Consider the following 16,963-nt stretch of genomic DNA (forward strand, 5'->3'; position numbering starts at 1 on the left):
GCTAGTTCAGTCTTTATGCTGTTACAGAAAAACCTTTTTTAAAGCTAGCAATCGCAGCTTTTAATTTTTCATCGTTTTCATCTTCCATTTTTTTGTGCTCACGGATACTAGCCAAAATATCTTCATGACTTGCATCTAAGAAAGAATGGAATTCTTTTTCAAAACGACGGATATCTGCAACAGGAATATCATCCAAATGGCCTTTGGTAACCAAGTAAATGGAGATAACTTGCTTTTCTACAGGCATTGGTTCATTTTCATCTTGTTTGAGAATCTCCATTACGCGCTCACCACGAGATAATTTAGCGCTTGTGAGTGGATCTAGGTCGGAACCAAATTGTGCAAAAGCAGCTAGTTCATTGTACTGAGAAAGGTCTAATTTCAAACTCCCTGCTACTTTGCTCATTGCTTTGATTTGCGCAGAACCACCTACACGAGATACAGAGAAACCTACGTTTACAGCTGGACGAACTCCAGAGTAGAACAGGCTTGTTTCCAAGAAGATCTGACCATCGGTGATTGAAATCACGTTGGTTGGAATATAAGCAGAAATGTCCCCTGCTTGAGTCTCGATGAATGGTAACGCTGTAAGAGAACCGCCTCCACGTTCATCGGATAATTTAGCTGCACGTTCTAGTAACCGTGAGTGCAGGTAGAATACATCCCCTGGAAATGCTTCACGACCTGGAGGACGACGAAGAAGCAGAGATAATTCACGATAAGCTGCTGCTTGTTTGGAAAGATCATCATATACACAGAGTACGTGACCACCGTTGTACATGAAAAATTCACCCATCGAACATCCAGCATATGGAGCCAAGTATAACAATGGAGCTGGGTCTGATGCGCTAGCAGCTACGATAATCGTATATTCTAAAGCTCCATGGCGACGTAGTTTTTCTACTACTTGTGCAATGGTAGACTGTTTTTGACCGATCGCAACATACACACAAACAACATTTTTGCCTTTTTGGTTGATGATGGTGTCAATCGCAATAGTGGTTTTACCTGTTTGACGGTCACCAATAATCAATTCACGCTGTCCACGGCCAATTGGAACCATGGAGTCAATCGCTTTGATACCTGTTTGCATTGGTTCATGAACTGATTTCCGATCAATAACACCAGGAGCTGGAGATTCAACTGCGCGAAATTCGGTTGTGTTGATTGGACCTTTTCCATCCAAAGGTTGACCAAGAGGGTTAACTACACGACCAAGAAGTGCCTCTCCGACTGGTACTTCCATCAGACGACCAGTACGTTTTACTTGGTCTCCTTCACGGATATCGCTATAAGGACCAAGAATAATAACCCCAACGTGATTTTCTTCTAAGTTTAAAACCATTCCCATAATGCCGCCGTTAAACTCTAAGAGTTCACCAGCCATCGCATTTTGGAGACCATGAACACGGGCAATACCGTCTCCTACTTGGATAACGGTACCCACATCGCTAACTTCAAGGTCCGCTTGATAATTTTCGATCCGTTCCTTAATCAGCGAACTGATCTCTTCTGCACGAATGCTCATACCGATTTTCACCCCTATGCTCTAAGCATTTAGACGTTCTTGAAAGCGGAGGAGCTTGGTTTTGAGGCTGCCATCGTAAAGACGATCGCCTACTTGCACAACCACTCCACCTAATATATTTGAATCTACTTGTTCTTGAATAACTAGTTTTTTACCAATCATTTCAGCAAACGTCTGAACTAACTCTGCTTTCTCATTGTTTTGCATTGGAGAAGCAGTGGTAACAATCGCTTCAGCCATACCAGAAGCTTCTAAAGCTAATCTACGGTATTCAGAGGCAATACCAGTTAATTCATTTTCCCGTCCTTCATCTACCAATAAAAACAAAAAGTTTTTTGTAATGGTTTGGATAGATGGAAAGTTTTGCGTAATAATAGCCTTTTTTGATTCAGCTAATGTAGCAGGATGTGACAACCAATTTGCAATATCTTTGTTCGCTAGCGATTCTGATACAAGCTGTAAATCTGCTCCTACTTGTGGAAGCAAACTATGTCCTTGGGCGACTTCAAACAAAGCTTTTCCATATCGTTTCGCTACCAATGTTACATTCATTGTATTCTGCCTACCTGTTCAAGATAGCGGTGTACCAATTTCGATTGGTTCGCTTGGTCCAATTCTTGACCGAGCAGCTTTGTAGCGAGCTGAACACTGAGCTCTCCTACTTCTAAGCGAAGAGCAGCAAGTGCTTTCTCTTTTTCACGGTTAATCTCATTCGTCGCCTCTTCCATTAACCGTCCAGCTCTTTCATTGGCCAAACGAATGATTTCTTCAGCTTCACGTTCTTTTTGGACTTTCGCGCGTTCTACGATTTCCTTTGCTTCTTCGCGAGCCTGTTGCAAAGCAGCTTTTTGGTCTTCTACAAATTTTTCTGCTTCTAAACGATGCTGTTCAGCTGATTTGATCTGATCGTCGATGTGATCTTGTCTCGTACGCATTGTAGCTAACAACGGACGAAGTGCAAACCGGGAAACCAATAACATCAGAATAAGAAAGATTACCAACTGAGCTAACATTGTACCCAAATTTAAGCTTAACAAAGGAGGTCACTCCTTTCGGTTTTATTAGAAAAACTTAGTTTGCCGCTCATACCTTAACAGTAAAACCATAGCTTTTCTTCTATTTTCATCGATAAGAATCTGTTCGTTTCTTAAGGAGAAATAATAGCGGGAGAATACGTGCCCCCGCCCCATTTGCCTAGATCCCGCAAAATTATTTGTGGGTGGATTCACACATGAACCGATTTAGATAACTCCAAACAGAAGAAGGATACCAAGTGCAACACCGATAATTGGTAGAGCCTCGATCAAACCGAATAAGATCATTGTTTGACCAAATAGTTTACTTTGGCTTTCTGGTTGACGTGCGATACCTTCGATATATTTAGCGAAAAGGTTACTGTTACCAATAGCTGCTCCGAGTGCTGCGAAAGCGATCATAATTGCACCTGCAAGAATATTCAAATCCATTTATATGTTCCTCCTAAAAAGTTTAATGATCTGATGACATTTTTTGTGCGATATACACATTGGCTAGAACGGTAAAAATATATGCTTGAATTGCTCCGACGAAGACCGAGAATCCCATCCAAGCCAACATGGGAAGTCCAGTTAAGTAAATCGGGCCTTTTGTTAGCATGATAACGATTAAAACTTCTCCAGCAAAAATGTTTGCCCATAAACGCATAGCATGTGTCGCTGGTTTCGAAAACTCTTCAATCACATGGAGAACTCCAAGTGGGCTTAAGAAGTGTTTGAAATAACCTTTTACACTTTTACGTAATCCCATGTAGTTAGCAAACAATGCAACCGCAACTGCCATGGAAATCGTTACGTTCAGGTCAGCAGTAGGAGATTTTAACCAAGAGATTTCATGAGACTGTTTTAAAAGTTCTTCTGTTATACCTAGTGAAGGAATCGCATGATGTGCTTCTGCGGATACCATCATAATGACCCCGAGTTGGTTTGCGATCAAGATAAACAAAAAGAGTGAAAAGGTGAAACCAAGATATTTCTCTGCTGTACGGTCATCATAACTCATGCGAGCTATCCCACGGCTAAAATCGATAACCATCTCCACTAAATTTTGTAGTTTACCTGGTCTCATTTTACGTCCACGAGTAGCGAGTATAGTAACAATGAGTACGATAGCAGCAGATAAAAGTGAACCGAATATGACAGCTAAATCAAATGTTAAACCGAGAAAAGTTACCTTAGGTGTTAATTCCATTCTGTGTAGTCACCCCCTTTGTGCTTTAGGAGTAGTAAAGTAGGAGAAGATAGATAGGATATAGCATAGTGGTAGCCCTACAAGTACACCTCTGACATCCAGTGTATCTGGAAATCTAGCAGCTATTATCATAGCAAAAACTACCACCAAGAAACGATTGACCATTCCTGTTCCTCTAACTCTATTGCCTGTTTGCACACTTTCTACAACTAACTTCAGTTTCCAAAATAAATAGAGATAGTTGTACAGACTAACAGATGTCCCCAAGAGGAGTCCGCAAAAAAAAGCACGGTATGGGGTTAGAAAAACCATGATCAGAAACACGATGAGGAGTCCAGTAGTGAGGACCATCACGCGACGGCGAGTGGTTAATTTTGATTTCATGAGGGAAGTCATTCCTTTAAAAAAGCTTTTAACGTGAAGGCAGCACTGACAAAACCGATCAAAAGACCTACAACTAGGCCCATAAGAAGCCATAAAGGCTTGGTATGCCAAGTATCGTCTGCCAGTTTCCCTAACCAAGCGCCACCAACAGCGAGGATAATCACTTCCGTACCCATAGAACCAACCATCGCTACCAGACGTAACGTACTTTTATCTCGATTCACACGGAAAACCCCCTAGATAAAGGTATTTAATGGGGTATTGGTGAAAAAATTGTTGGTTCAAGGGTATCAGTCTCAATAAGTCGTTTCCCCTGCTAATACTACCGGATGCCTTCTTTCATTGTCAACGCTTTCGTACGCCAGAATGTGAATAATTCGTCACACATTCGCAATATGATTGAATAAACCGTGTAAAATCAATGTAAATTTAGTGAAAAAAATTACTTAGTCCCATACAGCCTATCCCCTGCATCTCCCAAACCTGGTACAATATAGCTTTTATGGTTTAATTTTTCATCCACTGCTGCTACAAAAATGTCTACATCTGGATGATCTTCCTGTAACCTCGCAATTCCTTCTGGTGCTGCAATCAAACACATAAATTTCATACTAGTCGCACCGATTTTTTTCAACTCGTTGATCGCTACAGATGCAGAACTGCCTGTTGCCAGCATAGGATCGATGACAATTAAATCACGTTCTCCAATATCAGACGGCATTTTCGCATAGTATTGAACAGCCTCTAGCGTTGCCGGATCACGATACAGACCAATATGACCTACTTTTGCCGCTGGAATCAGTTTTAATACCCCATCTACCATCCCTAATCCTGCACGCAAGATAGGCACCAATCCTATTTTCTTTCCTTCAATCATTTTACACGTCGTAGTGGTCACAGGTGTCTCGATTTCCACTTCTTTTAGTGGTAAGTCCCGTGTAATCTCATAAGCCATCAGCGTAGCTACTTCATCTACCAACTCTCGAAATTCCTTGGTCCCTGTATTTTTATCCCGAATATACGTCAATTTGTGCTGAATCAATGGGTGATCAAAAACGTATACATTGCTCATTTTCTCATTCCTCTTTTCTTGTATCCATTATCGACGATGTACTTTTTTCCATACCTAAAAAAAGCCCCTTAATGAATATAGGACTTTTGAAAGAAAATTACTAGCTTCGACTAACTTCCTATCTATTAAAAAATATTAGAATGTTGCGTCTCATTTATTCCAAATATAACACTTTTAGATTAATATGAATTTAAATGGAGGAACACTCTCCTGATGCACGATTCTATAAAAGAAATATTCCAACTACAGATAAGGGATACAGTGGTTCAGAATTCGCGAACATACCAGATGCTGCAAACAGCTGGATGGGCTGGTGCAGGACAGCTCTCGAAAACAGTAACAGGTTTTATCAACATGTTGCTTGTCGCTCATCTGGGCATCCAAACTATTCTGATTGTTACATGTACCTTTATGGTAACACTCATCTTCTTGGCAATCGATCAGCAACTTCGTGCTGTAACCACGCCCCTGATTAGTCAGTGCACAAGCGAGAAGAAAGAGAATCTACCAAAAAGCTTGGTTGTCTTGAAAGCGCAATGCAAACAGACAGATAAACAGACAGTGCTCGTACAGACGATCACAGTTCAAGCATTGTTGTTTTCTATGGTTTTTGGATTTCTAGTAAGTGGACTTGCACTTGTCTTCCCAAGCGAAATCCTTCAGCTAACGGGAGCGAGTGATTCAGTAGCACTTGAAGGTGCTCTTTACTGCCAACTGATGATTGGATCAATCTGGCTGCTCTCCCTCTCCGGCACAATGGAAGGAACATTGCAGGGAATCGGTCATGCCAATTGGTCTTCTCAAGCCGGGATCATCCGAAATGGATCGCACCTGTTGCTCAGTTATGGAGGAATCTATTTTCTAGACACTGGAGTAGTGGGTGTTGCGTGGGCATCGATCCTTGGAGAGATCGTAGGGCTCATTTATATGACCTATTTTCTTCGGAAAACGGCATTTCAAAAAAATCTCACCTCCCTTCGCCCTAATTGGGCTGTTCAAAAAGATGTCATTCGTAACGCGATTCCTCTGATGGCTGACATGGTGTTCTATCAAATGAATGCAGCGTTGCTGTGGTACATTTTGCGAAGTTACGGAGATATAGTCTTTGCTTCGCAGCGAATTGCGGCGGAAATTATGTCGGTTCCTTCTGCAATTTTTTGGGGATTTTATGTGTCCGTAAGTCGATTTGTCCCCCACGTCTACGGTGACAGCGAGTACAACAGAGTCAAGCAGTACACTACGAGTATGCTGAAAGCAGGCATTCTTACTGCTTGTGTCACCCTCAGCGGAGTTTTTCTCTTCGGAAAACAGATTGCAAGGCTTTTTACTGATGATCAGCGAATGATCACAACCACACACCAATGGATCTTCGTCTATGTATTGGTTGGTGTAGCGGGGGTCATTTACAATGTGGCCGCTCGTGCACTAAAAGGAATCCAAGAAAATAAAATCATCATGTTGAGTAGTTTCATCAGTAATCTCATCTGGTGTATTTCCATGATCCTTGCCTGGAAATATATGTCTCTGTGGGCAGTTGCCGCAACATATATCCTGTACCAATCGCTGGAAGCAGCTATTGTGGGATGGTACTTTTACTCAGACAGGTGGATTGCTCATTCTAAACAACCCATATAGAAAAAGTTTCATTTCCAAAAACGCCCCTCTTGTTCTACGAGAGGGGCGCAGTCATTTGTCATTAAAAAATGGATTAAAAAACTACAACAATGAAAATTCCCTCTTGTTGCGTCAAGAAAGTTCTGTTATATTCCCAATTGTAAACCAATAAAAAAAATAGGTTTACAATTGGGGTGTGAGACTTGGAAAAATATGAGGCATTATTACAAAAGAACCAACAATACCTATGGAATCCTTTTACACAAATGAAGGAATATTTGCGAGAAAAACCATTGATCATAGAGCGAGGAAAGGGCGTAAAACTTATTGATGTTCAAGGCAAAGAGTATTATGACGGGAATTCGTCATTATGGCTGAACGTATTTGGACACAACCGCAAAGAATTAAATAATGCACTCTTAGAGCAATTGAGCCAGATCGCCCATTCGACTTTACTAGGCATGGCCAATGTACCAGCAATTTTATTAGCTGAACGTCTAGTACAGATAACTCCTCATCGTGTACAAAAAGTATTTTTTTCAGATAGTGGAGCAGAAGCTGTAGAAATTGCTTTGAAAATGGCCTTTCTCTACTGGAAACACAGAGGAAAACCAGAGAAACAAGTTTTTCTCAGTATGATTAATGGATATCACGGAGATACCGTCGGCGCCGTGAGTGTTGGTGGAATTTCTGCTTTTCATCATGCGTTTGATCGGTTATTATTTCAAACTGAAAAAGTTCCTTATCCATATCCTTATCGGTTTCCTGGCACCGAACAGCAATGCATAGAAACATGTTTAGCTGAACTTCGGAAAAAGTTAGAAGAGAAGGCTGACCAAATTACGGGGTTAATTGTAGAGCCAATGGTCCAAGGAGCAAGCGGCATTATCACAGCCCCAAAAGGATTTTTGACAGAAGTAGAAAAGCTTTGCCGTAAGTACGATATTTTGTTAATGGTGGATGAAGTGGCTACTGGGTTTGGAAGAACAGGGAAAATGTTCGCTTGTGAACATGAAGCGATAGAACCTGACATTTTGACTGTAGGAAAGAAACTAACAGGAGGTTATTTACCTGTAGCAGCTACTCTAACCTCTGATGAAATCTATCATGCTTTCTATGCAGATTATAGAGAGCAAAAAACGTTTTATCATGGGCATTCCTATACAGGCAACCAATTAGGATGTGCGGTTGCATTAGCAAACTTAAATCTATATGAACAGGAAAATATTATCGAACATATACAAAATACAAGTGAACAGGTTGCACAATGGTTAAAAGAATTTTATCAACTCTCTCATGTCGGAGAAGTACGCCAGTTAGGTTTGATGATTGGCATCGAATTAGTGAAAGAAAAAGAAAGCAAAAAGCCATATCTTTTGCAGGAAATAATCGGACAACGAGTATGCAATCGAGCAAAAGAACTAGGTTTAATCATACGTCCCTTAGATTCTGTGATAACTTTTCTTCCTCCCCTTATCGCTACGAAAAAAGAACTTCGCGAAATGCTATATATTCTCTATCAAGCAATTCAAGAGGTAACAGAAGGTGAGTAAAGGCATTTTTATTACTGCCACCGGAACGGAGATTGGTAAAACGGTTATCACAGCTGGGCTAGCCTTGGCTCTTAAAGAATATGGTTATCACGTAGGAGTAATGAAGCCTGTTCAAAGCGGTCACCTGCTTCATGAAAAAGAAAGTGATGGAATGCGTCTAAAACATTGGACGCAAGTAGATGACCCAATTGAACAGATTGTAACGTATAGCTTTCCTGAGCCTGTCGCACCACAATTAGCAGCAGAAATCCACCAAGTACATATTGACGAGTATTTCATTTTAGATCAATGGAAACAGTTAGTGACTAAATATGATGTGGTACTAATAGAGGGAGCAGGCGGTCTGATGACACCCTTAAGCCAACGATACTGTATAGCTGACTTAGCATGTGATATTGGTTTTCCCCTCATGGTTGTATCTCCACCGCTATTGGGAACAATAAACCATTCTGCCTTAACTGCTTTCGTTGCTCACCAGTCCGGATTATCTCTAGCAGGCTTTATTTTAAATGGATTAAAACAAACAGAAATAGACCCAAGTGTTCCACACAATGCTCGGTTTATTGAACAGATAACACGTTCTCCTGTACTAGGAACTGTACCTTGGTTAGGAGATTGCTTTACACCTGAGACATTACAACAAGCCATTCAAACACATGTAGACATTCCAAAACTTATTTCCCGTCTAGGCTGGGGGGCTTAAAAATGATGATAAAAACTAACACCAAAAACTGGGAAACATATGCCGACAAAGCGTTAAAAGGTGATGTATTAACGACTGCGGAAGCCATGTCTGTATTAGAAGCGGATGATAATGAACTCCTGTCATTGCTGCAAGCTGCTTTTCGAGTTCGACATCATTACTTTGGAAAAAAAGTAAAACTGAATATGATTATCAATGCAAAAAGCGGTTACTGTCCAGAAGATTGTGGTTACTGCTCACAGTCTATCATCTCAAAAGCACCTATTGAGAAATATACCATGTTAAAAAAAGAGATAATTGTTGCCGGAGCTAGAGAGGCTTTGAATCGGAAAGCGGGAACATATTGTATCGTGGCAAGTGGTTATGGTCCTACAGCCTCTGAACTAGAAGAAGTAGTCGAAGCGGTAAAAGAGATTAAAAAAGAACTAAAAATGAAGATCTGTGCTTGTTTAGGGATCTTACGTGATGACCAAGCTATCAGATTAAAAGAAGCTGGTGTAGATCGATACAACCACAATTTAAATACAAGTGCGGATCACTTTGCCAATATTACCACTACTCATACTTATGATCAGCGCATACAAACAGTAGAAATGGCTAAAGAAGCCGGGATTTCTCCATGTTCTGGATGTATTGTAGGAATGGGTGAAACGAAGAAACAAGTTATCCAAATCGCCACTGCATTGCGTGAGCTAAATGCAGATTCAATTCCAGTTAATTTTTTAAATCCAATCAAAGGTACACCATTAGAACATAAAAAAGAGCTAAACCCTCGTTATTGCCTAAAAGTTCTAGCTTTAATGCGATTTTTGAATCCTAATAAAGAAATTCGTGTTTCTGGTGGAAGAGAAGTAAACCTAGGTCAATTGCAGCCTCTATCCCTATATCCCGCTAATGCTATATTTGTAGGGGATTACTTGACAACAGAAGGTCAAGAAGCAAATCTAGACCATCAAATGATTGAAGATCTTGGGTTTGAAATCGAGCTTTGTGCATTATGAGAAATTGGCAACTGGGATTAAGAAACGAATTAAATCAGCTAGCGGATAAGAACCTAATACGGGAGTTAAAATCCACTGCTCATGGAACCAACCCTGTCTGTGTACGAGAAGGAAAAACATTGCTAAACTTCTCTTCCAACAATTACTTGGGATTGGCAGGACATCCTCTGCTGATCCAAGCTATGCAAAATACTGTAGAAGCAGGTTCGCCTTCATCACGGCTATTAGTAGGTAATGAAGCTAAGACACAACATCTAGAAGAAGAACTAGCACAATGGCAGGAGACAGAATCCGCTCTTGTATTTAGTAATGGGTATATGGCTAATCTCGGAGTATTATCTAGTTTTTTAGACAGAAAAGATGCTGTTTTTAGTGATCAACTCAATCATGCTAGTATTGTCGATGGTATTCGATTGAGCGGTGCAACATCCTTTCGATATCGGCATGGCAATATGAATCATCTAGAAAATCTATTAAAGAAAGCAGCGAAAAAAGGTTTTAGGAGAAAACTGATTGTTACAGATGCTGTTTTTAGTATGGATGGTGACATCGCTCCACTACGTGATCTTGTATCATTGAAAGAAAAATATGATACAGCTTTATTTGTCGATGAAGCACACAGTGTTGGAACGATAGGACCACAAGGGAAAGGTTTAGCACATCATCTTGGAATCTCCGATCAGATAGAGATACACATGGGTACTTTTAGCAAAGCGTTTGGTGTGTATGGGGCATATGTAGCTGGCAAAAAAGATTGGATTCATTACCTAATCAACCATTCTCGAAGTTTTATTTATACCACTGCCCTACCGCCAAGCATCATATCAGCCATTCTTCAATCATTAAAGTTGATCCAACAAAGTGATAGGTCTCGTCATCTATTGAAACGCAAAAGTATGAAATTCCGTGATGAGCTTAGCAAATATGGATTCAATATCGCAAATTCTTCTACCCAGATCGTTCCTGTTGTCATCGGAGATAGTTCAAAATCGTTAGCCTTTAGTCAAAAACTTATTGCAAACGGAATACTGTCTGTAGCCATTCGTCCACCCACTGTACCAGCAGGCAGTGCTAGACTTCGCTTCTCTCTGATGGCTGATCATCGAGATGATGATATACAAAATGTCATAGAGTCCATTACGGAAATTGGATACGAATGTGGTGTAATTCTATGATGAAAAAGCGTCATTCTTTTTTGTGGATTTCAGGGTGGTCTGTATCCTCGGATATTTGGAAACCTTTTATGAGTCAGTGGCCTAATGCACATCATTACAGCCTCTCCTTTGAAAATTGTGAAACAGTAGAACAAATCAATAAGCATGCGATCCAAACTTTTCAACAAGTGGAACATAAACCAGTAAACATCATAGGATGGTCACTGGGAGCAATGATAGCTCTTCAACTGGCTGTTCGATTTGCTAAAGATATAAACCACCTGTTTTTAATTGCTGGTGTCTCGTCATTCATGCGAACAAAACAAAATAAAACGGGATGGAACGAATTAGTGATCAAACGAATGAAAAAACAGCTAGAGAACGATGTTCAACAAGTCATTCGAATATTTGATCAAAAAATGTTCACTGACCATGAAAAACTCAATGGCGATAAAAAAAAATGGGACAAGTTCATCCGAAAAAGTGTTCCTTCTGTATGGTCACTCCAAGCTGGTTTGGATTTTTTAGAGAAATTTTCTATTGATGAATACATCAAATTCATTCATACCCCTGTTTCATTGCTATCAGGAGAAGAGGATAAGATTTGCGCTCTTGAATCAACAAGAGTTTTAGCCGATCAGCTTCACTCCTGTACTCATTCTAGATGGGATGAAACGGGACATGCTTGTTTTTGGACAAATCAAGAGAAATTTCATCAGTGGATCAAGGAGGGAGTGAATCATGAAGATCAATAAATCCTTAGTTGCACGTAGATTTGATCGATCATCCTCCACTTATGATCAACATGCTGTCATTCAAAAGCAAATGGCACAGCGACTACTCCAGACTTTGAATAGATTTGAGCAACCGATAAAACGCATTTGTGAAATAGGTTGTGGCACGGGATACTTGACAAATCTACTTATTCAAAGGTATTCAAAGGTAGAATTAACAGCTATTGACATAGCACCAAAAATGATAGAAACAGCCAGAAGAAAAATCCCAAATCCAAATATCCATTGGTACATAAGTGACGCAGAAGATGTTGATTCTTACTTAACAGGTAAATACGACTTAATTATTTCAAATGCAACGATCCAATGGCTATCGAATCCAAAAGAGACAGTAGGATATTGGGAAGAAGCACTCCGGCCAAATGGTTTACTCATGGCATCAACATTTGGAATTGATACCTTTCAAGAGTTGACTGCTGTTTTTCAAAAACAAGAAAAGCAGCATAGTCTGCAACCTGACCAACACCATTTAAGCATGCATCCTTCTTCCTATTGGAAACAGCTTTTAGAGTTTTCTGGGCTTACCTCTGTAGATGTACAAGAAAACTGGAAAAAAGTTTTTTATCCTAGTTGTCGATCTTTCTTACAAGGAATCAAGTCGACTGGAGCGAACTATTCAACATCGCACTCTCCTTATTTAACAAATTATCAGCTGTTAAAAAATGTTATGGAAGAATACGATCGTTTGTATCGAGAAGGAACAGGAGTATACGCTACTTATCATGTCATACAATTACAGGCTCAAAAAACGGCTACATAGACAGATGAAAAACGAAAAAAGTACTCGTTTACCCTTTTTTTGATCCGTAGAACATATTAAAATAAAGTATGATTAACAAAATAATCCGAATTTTGTTATTACCATAAAGGAGCTGAATCTATTGAAAAAAGGCTTAGGAGCTTTATTTGCTTTCATCTTGATGTTTGCTATTCCAGCTAATGTGACTCATGCTGCTACAACATATTGGTCTGGTTATGCACACTTTAGCACCAGTTTCACCACGGAAACCTTTTATTTACCTAGTAAAGACCTAATACTCGATTTACAAAAATATGCAAGTCCAAATGATGGTTCCTTCCGAATTGAAATACGTAAAAAAAGTACAAACAAAGTTGTAGACACCTGTGTGGGTGATGCCTATGCAGACAAAAAAGGCTATGATGCAACCTGCTATTTTTATCAAAAAAGAGCTTCTGGTAACTATTATTTGAAATTCGTCAATCTAACCGAAGGTACCACTATCCATATTCCAAGCTATACACTGCATGATTAGATAATTGAATTACGAAAGAAAGACGGCATTCTATAAAAGGAGTGCCGTCTTTGTGTTTATTATTACTCAAGTTGAGCAAATTTACATACATTTTATTCTAGATTCGAACACTGTGGCTTAGCGAGCTTTGTGACTGTGTCGAAGATACAAATCTCTCTAATATGATTTGTATCTATTTTTGCTCAAGTAGAGTTATTGTTCACTAAGTTATTCAAGATCGTAATGACTGTAATTGCTGTCATTCCCCTTTTTATAATAATTTTATTTATAATCAATAAACATATATACATGCACTTCTACTTATGAAATACTGAAAAAACAAACAAAACTATCAAAAGTATCGAAATGGAGGGTATTTAAGTTAATTTGGATCATAATGATTATAAGCTTATTTCATCTGTTGAAAAAAGAACCTGGAATTGGAAACATATCGTTCAAAATGTGATAGCTGCTGAGTTAGTCATCGGAATATTTATTGTATTTTGGTATCTTGTAACCTATTATCACTATCGATCGATTATGGACTGGTATCAAGCCCCTAATATCTATATTGAGATCACAGTTGAGAAGATGATGCAGCCCGGACTAATTGGACGAGCATTGCTAATCATTTTAGCAGGAATTATTATTCTAGTACTTTTGTATTTTACATATCTCGGGATTATTCGGGTTGCAAGAAGGATGTTTCGTCTACAATCGAATAAATCAAAGAATGCAAAAACACAGCGGATTATCCTTATCGTTATAATTGTATTAATCGTCGGAGTCGTCATCGTTTCAATGAATCAACTAGCTAATATTTTTGGAGAAACACAGAGTAAACTAGCTTTAAAAGAAGCAGAATATCATACTATGCTTTATAAAAACGGCAAACTTGAAGGGGTTATCTTGGACACCTTTCGTGATTTTTATATTGTTGGTCCAATCCAAAATAACACGGTCATCCCAATATATGAACTAGTTCCGATGAAAATAGAATCCAATCCTTCTTCTTTACAGATAGTCGATGGAGTGGTTCAAAACGTATCAGAAGAACCGGCTACTCTTCAAGTGAGGCTCTTATATACTGGCAAAATCCATGTGGAAGATAACTATGGTCAATAATCTTTGCTACTCTCAATCCAAGAAGTAATTCAAATGTTCTAACATCATTTAATTCAAACCAATATCGTAGAATTATATCATCTGCCCACTCTATCAGAGCTACCTATTACCTTGCTGCTTGCTGTTGTTTTTGGATTGATCTCATTTAGCTTCATCAAGCTTAATAGATTGTATTTTAAAATATCTACTGAAAAATATCGCAAATCAACCCTAAAAAGAAGTTAATTCTGAATTTTGCAATCCCATCCAGAAAACACTAAAAGAAACAAGATCCGAAACGAATTACTCTTTAATTTACTAATCCAGATGGTGACTAAAACTATACCATTAATAAAGAAGATAAAAAGAGTCAAGGATCATTTCTCCATGTCCTTGACTTCTTCATATCAATAATTATTTTCCATACTTACGCGTATAGAGGATATTGACTGGTCAACTTCGCAACGCGTGAACGTGCTTCTTCAACGGTTGAAACTTCTTCACGATTTTTCAAAGTGAAAGCAATAATAGATGCGATTTCTGTCATTGCTTCTTCATCCATACCACGGCTGGTAACAGCAGGCGTTCCAATGCGGATACCACTTGTGACAAATGGGCTTTCTGGATCAAATGGAATGGCATTTTTGTTGGTTGTAATTCCTACTTGGTCGAGGAGATGTTCTGCTTCTTTACCAGTGAGTCCAAGATTACGCACATCGATGAGCAATAAATGATTGTCTGTCCCTCCGGAAATTAAATCTAAGCCTTGCTTTACCAACTCATCTCCGAGTTGTTTTGCGTTTTTCACCACTTGTGCACCATACGTTTGGAAAGAATCACTTAGTGCTTCTCCAAGTGCTACTGCTTTCGCAGCGATCACATGCATCAACGGTCCGCCTTGAATACCTGGGAAAATTGCTTTATCAATTGCTTTTGCATATTTTTCTTTGCAAAGAATCATCCCGCCACGAGGCCCACGAAGGGTTTTATGTGTGGTAGTAGTTACAAAATCAGCAAAAGGAACAGGATTTTGATGTTGACCTGTAGCGACAAGCCCAGCAATATGCGCCATATCGACCATAAATAATGCACCTGCTTCATCCGCAATCTCTTTCATTTTGGCGAAGTCAAATTCACGTGGATATGCACTAGCACCTGCTACCAATAATTTTGGTTTGTGTTCCAAAGCGAGCTCGCGAACTTCTTCATAATTGATGGTGTGTGTCTCTGCATCTACTCCATACGCCACAAAATTATACAGGATACCAGAGAAGTTAACTGGGCTACCATGGGTCAAGTGTCCGCCATGCGCAAGATTCATGCCAAGTACCGTATCTCCTGGTTCCAAAAATGCATGGTAAACTGCCATATTTGCTTGTGCACCAGAGTGTGGTTGGACATTGACATGTTCAGCACCAAATAATTGTTTCGCACGATCACGAGCTAAATTTTCTACAATATCTACATGCTCACAGCCACCATAATATCTCTTTCCTGGATAACCTTCTGCATATTTATTGGTAAGTACGGAACCTTGTGCTTCCATTACTGCTGGACTTACGAAGTTTTCAGAGGCGATTAGTTCAATATTGTTTTGTTGTCTTTTGAGTTCTAGTTCAATTGCATCAAAAACTTGGGAATCTTGATCTTTTAACATGGGTTATCCCCCTAATTCCGAATATTTATCCCTAATATCATAACAAATGTTAATCTTTTTTGCTACTATTTCCGATTGATATGGAAAACAATATTATACCGTTCATCTAGTATCTCATTTTACTAATACTTATAGCGATGCCGACGTCATTCATATGGTACAAAGGACATCCTTATACGTTGTTAAAATATCAACTGATACAATTTCATATTTACTCTGTTATACTGAAGCTAACCATTTCTCCCTACAGATAGGCTACGAATATGAGCTTCGTCCATATCCACATCGCCGGCTCAAAACTTACTTTCCGAGATGTGATTCCATGTGTGCTTAATCCTAATGTACGCCTTCGACTGGTGAGCAAAAAGGACTTCGCGCCGTTGTTTCGGATTATTGGCTCTGATCCAGAAGGTTGGAGAGAGTTTTCTGGAGGACTCACTGTAAAAAATGCAAGAGATCTAGAAGATCTCCTTTCTTTCTACCGAGAGGAGGACAAGATTCTTCCTTATGTAGTCGAGACTAGCGATGATAACAAGCGATACACCATCGTCGGCCTGACATCTTTCGATTTCTGGTATAAGAAGGATTTCGAGCAGAGAAGCGAAATCTACACAAGCTACCTGCTGGCCAAACGTTCTCGAGGAACAGGCATGCTACAAGTCATCACCCATACTCTCCTGAAGACACTGCTTGATATGGGGTTGACACCTGCCCGTTCTGTAGGTACTCACAATACTCCGTCTTGGAAAGCCTGTGAGCATACAGGTCGATTGGATCGGAAGCTGACAGAAGGCGGACAGACGCGTGGGATCTTTGTCGTTACGAAGACGGAATGGACGATAGTCGAAAAGAAGTTGCAGGATCTTTACGCACAGAAGCATGCTCGTTGAGACTAGACGGTAGGTAAGAAATGAGACCGG

Annotated in this window: 19 protein-coding genes; 10 read left to right on the plus strand and 9 right to left on the minus strand. The window is 39.6% G+C overall.

Features of this window, described 5'->3' with window-relative positions; genetic code table 11:
• Nucleotides 1-13: 13 nt before the first annotated feature.
• The 8 genes from atpA to upp form a co-directional block, all read right to left on the minus strand.
• Nucleotides 14-1,528, minus strand: a complete 1,515-nt coding sequence (atpA, locus tag GSM42_RS04015; RefSeq protein WP_160800254.1) for a F0F1 ATP synthase subunit alpha — start codon at nucleotides 1,526-1,528, stop codon at nucleotides 14-16.
• Nucleotides 1,529-1,549: 21 nt separating this feature from the next.
• A complete protein-coding gene (locus GSM42_RS04020; RefSeq protein WP_160800255.1) occupies nucleotides 1,550-2,080 on the minus strand; it encodes a F0F1 ATP synthase subunit delta in 531 nt (176 codons plus the stop codon).
• Nucleotides 2,077-2,565: a F0F1 ATP synthase subunit B gene (gene atpF / locus GSM42_RS04025; protein WP_237446457.1), complete on the minus strand. Its 489-nt coding sequence runs from the start codon at nucleotides 2,563-2,565 to the stop codon at nucleotides 2,077-2,079. The genes GSM42_RS04020 and atpF overlap by 4 nt, the downstream gene beginning before the upstream one ends.
• Nucleotides 2,566-2,769: 204 nt before the next feature.
• On the minus strand, nucleotides 2,770-2,994 hold the full coding sequence (gene atpE / locus GSM42_RS04030) for a F0F1 ATP synthase subunit C (protein WP_160800256.1): 225 nt from the start codon (nucleotides 2,992-2,994) through the stop codon (nucleotides 2,770-2,772).
• 22 nt (nucleotides 2,995-3,016) lie between these two features.
• The gene (gene atpB / locus GSM42_RS04035; protein WP_160800257.1) at nucleotides 3,017-3,754 is read right to left on the minus strand and encodes a F0F1 ATP synthase subunit A; all 738 of its coding nucleotides are present in this window, start codon (nucleotides 3,752-3,754) and stop codon (nucleotides 3,017-3,019) included.
• 9 nt (nucleotides 3,755-3,763) lie between these two features.
• Entirely contained in the window at nucleotides 3,764-4,138 is a 375-nt protein-coding gene (locus GSM42_RS04040) for an ATP synthase subunit I (RefSeq protein ID WP_160800258.1), read from the minus strand.
• Between the two features lie 8 nt (nucleotides 4,139-4,146).
• Complete coding sequence (locus GSM42_RS04045) at nucleotides 4,147-4,362, minus strand: AtpZ/AtpI family protein (RefSeq protein WP_160800259.1); 216 nt, start codon at nucleotides 4,360-4,362, stop codon at nucleotides 4,147-4,149.
• 218 nt (nucleotides 4,363-4,580) lie between these two features.
• Nucleotides 4,581-5,210 (minus strand): uracil phosphoribosyltransferase, encoded by a 630-nt coding sequence (gene upp / locus GSM42_RS04050; RefSeq protein WP_160800260.1) that lies wholly within the window; start codon nucleotides 5,208-5,210, stop codon nucleotides 4,581-4,583.
• Nucleotides 5,211-5,423: 213 nt separating this feature from the next.
• Between upp and GSM42_RS04055 the strand changes: the two genes are divergently transcribed.
• The 9 genes from GSM42_RS04055 to GSM42_RS04095 all read left to right on the plus strand — a co-directional run bounded on the left by GSM42_RS04055 (nucleotide 5,424) and on the right by GSM42_RS04095 (nucleotide 14,407).
• Complete coding sequence (locus GSM42_RS04055; RefSeq protein ID WP_160800261.1) at nucleotides 5,424-6,845, plus strand: MATE family efflux transporter; 1,422 nt, start codon at nucleotides 5,424-5,426, stop codon at nucleotides 6,843-6,845.
• A 182-nt stretch (nucleotides 6,846-7,027) separates the two neighbouring features.
• Entirely contained in the window at nucleotides 7,028-8,377 is a 1,350-nt protein-coding gene (gene bioA, locus GSM42_RS04060) for an adenosylmethionine--8-amino-7-oxononanoate transaminase (protein WP_160800262.1), read from the plus strand.
• Nucleotides 8,370-9,080, plus strand: coding sequence for a dethiobiotin synthase (gene bioD / locus GSM42_RS04065; RefSeq protein WP_160800263.1), 711 nt, complete (start codon nucleotides 8,370-8,372; stop codon nucleotides 9,078-9,080). The genes bioA and bioD overlap by 8 nt, the downstream gene beginning before the upstream one ends.
• A gap of 5 nt (nucleotides 9,081-9,085) precedes the next feature.
• Nucleotides 9,086-10,081 (plus strand): biotin synthase BioB, encoded by a 996-nt coding sequence (gene bioB / locus GSM42_RS04070; protein WP_160800464.1) that lies wholly within the window; start codon nucleotides 9,086-9,088, stop codon nucleotides 10,079-10,081.
• Nucleotides 10,078-11,256, plus strand: coding sequence for an 8-amino-7-oxononanoate synthase (gene bioF / locus GSM42_RS04075; protein ID WP_160800264.1), 1,179 nt, complete (start codon nucleotides 10,078-10,080; stop codon nucleotides 11,254-11,256). The genes bioB and bioF overlap by 4 nt, the downstream gene beginning before the upstream one ends.
• Nucleotides 11,253-11,990 carry an alpha/beta fold hydrolase gene (locus GSM42_RS04080; RefSeq protein WP_160800265.1) on the plus strand — a complete coding sequence of 246 codons (738 nt, stop codon included), beginning with the start codon at nucleotides 11,253-11,255 and terminating at the stop codon, nucleotides 11,988-11,990. Before bioF ends, GSM42_RS04080 begins: the two co-directional genes overlap by 4 nt.
• Nucleotides 11,977-12,789, plus strand: coding sequence for a malonyl-ACP O-methyltransferase BioC (gene bioC / locus GSM42_RS04085; RefSeq protein ID WP_160800266.1), 813 nt, complete (start codon nucleotides 11,977-11,979; stop codon nucleotides 12,787-12,789). Before GSM42_RS04080 ends, bioC begins: the two co-directional genes overlap by 14 nt.
• A 121-nt stretch (nucleotides 12,790-12,910) precedes the next feature.
• Nucleotides 12,911-13,303, plus strand: coding sequence for a hypothetical protein (locus GSM42_RS04090; RefSeq protein ID WP_160800267.1), 393 nt, complete (start codon nucleotides 12,911-12,913; stop codon nucleotides 13,301-13,303).
• 366 nt (nucleotides 13,304-13,669) lie between these two features.
• Nucleotides 13,670-14,407, plus strand: coding sequence for a hypothetical protein (locus tag GSM42_RS04095; RefSeq protein WP_160800268.1), 738 nt, complete (start codon nucleotides 13,670-13,672; stop codon nucleotides 14,405-14,407).
• A gap of 406 nt (nucleotides 14,408-14,813) precedes the next feature.
• Here the strand turns inward: GSM42_RS04095 and GSM42_RS04100 are convergent, their stop codons facing one another.
• A complete protein-coding gene (locus GSM42_RS04100; RefSeq protein ID WP_160800269.1) occupies nucleotides 14,814-16,043 on the minus strand; it encodes a serine hydroxymethyltransferase in 1,230 nt (409 codons plus the stop codon).
• A 263-nt stretch (nucleotides 16,044-16,306) separates the two neighbouring features.
• Here GSM42_RS04100 and GSM42_RS04105 point away from each other — a divergent pair, with 263 nt between their 5' ends.
• The gene (locus GSM42_RS04105; RefSeq protein WP_160800270.1) at nucleotides 16,307-16,933 is read left to right on the plus strand and encodes a GNAT family protein; all 627 of its coding nucleotides are present in this window, start codon (nucleotides 16,307-16,309) and stop codon (nucleotides 16,931-16,933) included.
• The last annotated feature ends 30 nt before the right edge of the window (nucleotides 16,934-16,963 follow it).

It is taken from the genome of Shimazuella alba (genome assembly GCF_009831235.1).
Classification (GTDB): Bacteria; Bacillota; Bacilli; order Thermoactinomycetales; family Thermoactinomycetaceae; genus Shimazuella; species Shimazuella alba.

Bases quoted from the DNA above. Each gene is read 5' to 3' on its own strand.
- atpB (WP_160800257.1), bottom strand. From the start codon at position 3,754: ATGGAATTAACACCTAAGGTAACTTTTCTCGGTTTAACATTTGATTTA.
- bioB (WP_160800464.1), top strand. From the start codon at position 9,086: ATGATAAAAACTAACACCAAAAACTGGGAAACATATGCCGACAAAGCG.
- bioF (WP_160800264.1), top strand. From the start codon at position 10,078: ATGAGAAATTGGCAACTGGGATTAAGAAACGAATTAAATCAGCTAGCG.
- upp (WP_160800260.1), bottom strand. From the start codon at position 5,210: ATGAGCAATGTATACGTTTTTGATCACCCATTGATTCAGCACAAATTG.
- bioC (WP_160800266.1), top strand. From the start codon at position 11,977: ATGAAGATCAATAAATCCTTAGTTGCACGTAGATTTGATCGATCATCC.
- GSM42_RS04080 (WP_160800265.1), top strand. From the start codon at position 11,253: ATGATGAAAAAGCGTCATTCTTTTTTGTGGATTTCAGGGTGGTCTGTA.
- atpE (WP_160800256.1), bottom strand. From the start codon at position 2,994: ATGGATTTGAATATTCTTGCAGGTGCAATTATGATCGCTTTCGCAGCA.
- atpA (WP_160800254.1), bottom strand. From the start codon at position 1,528: ATGAGCATTCGTGCAGAAGAGATCAGTTCGCTGATTAAGGAACGGATC.
- GSM42_RS04105 (WP_160800270.1), top strand. From the start codon at position 16,307: ATGAGCTTCGTCCATATCCACATCGCCGGCTCAAAACTTACTTTCCGA.
- GSM42_RS04055 (WP_160800261.1), top strand. From the start codon at position 5,424: ATGCACGATTCTATAAAAGAAATATTCCAACTACAGATAAGGGATACA.
- GSM42_RS04100 (WP_160800269.1), bottom strand. From the start codon at position 16,043: ATGTTAAAAGATCAAGATTCCCAAGTTTTTGATGCAATTGAACTAGAA.
- GSM42_RS04020 (WP_160800255.1), bottom strand. From the start codon at position 2,080: ATGAATGTAACATTGGTAGCGAAACGATATGGAAAAGCTTTGTTTGAA.
- GSM42_RS04040 (WP_160800258.1), bottom strand. From the start codon at position 4,138: ATGAAATCAAAATTAACCACTCGCCGTCGCGTGATGGTCCTCACTACT.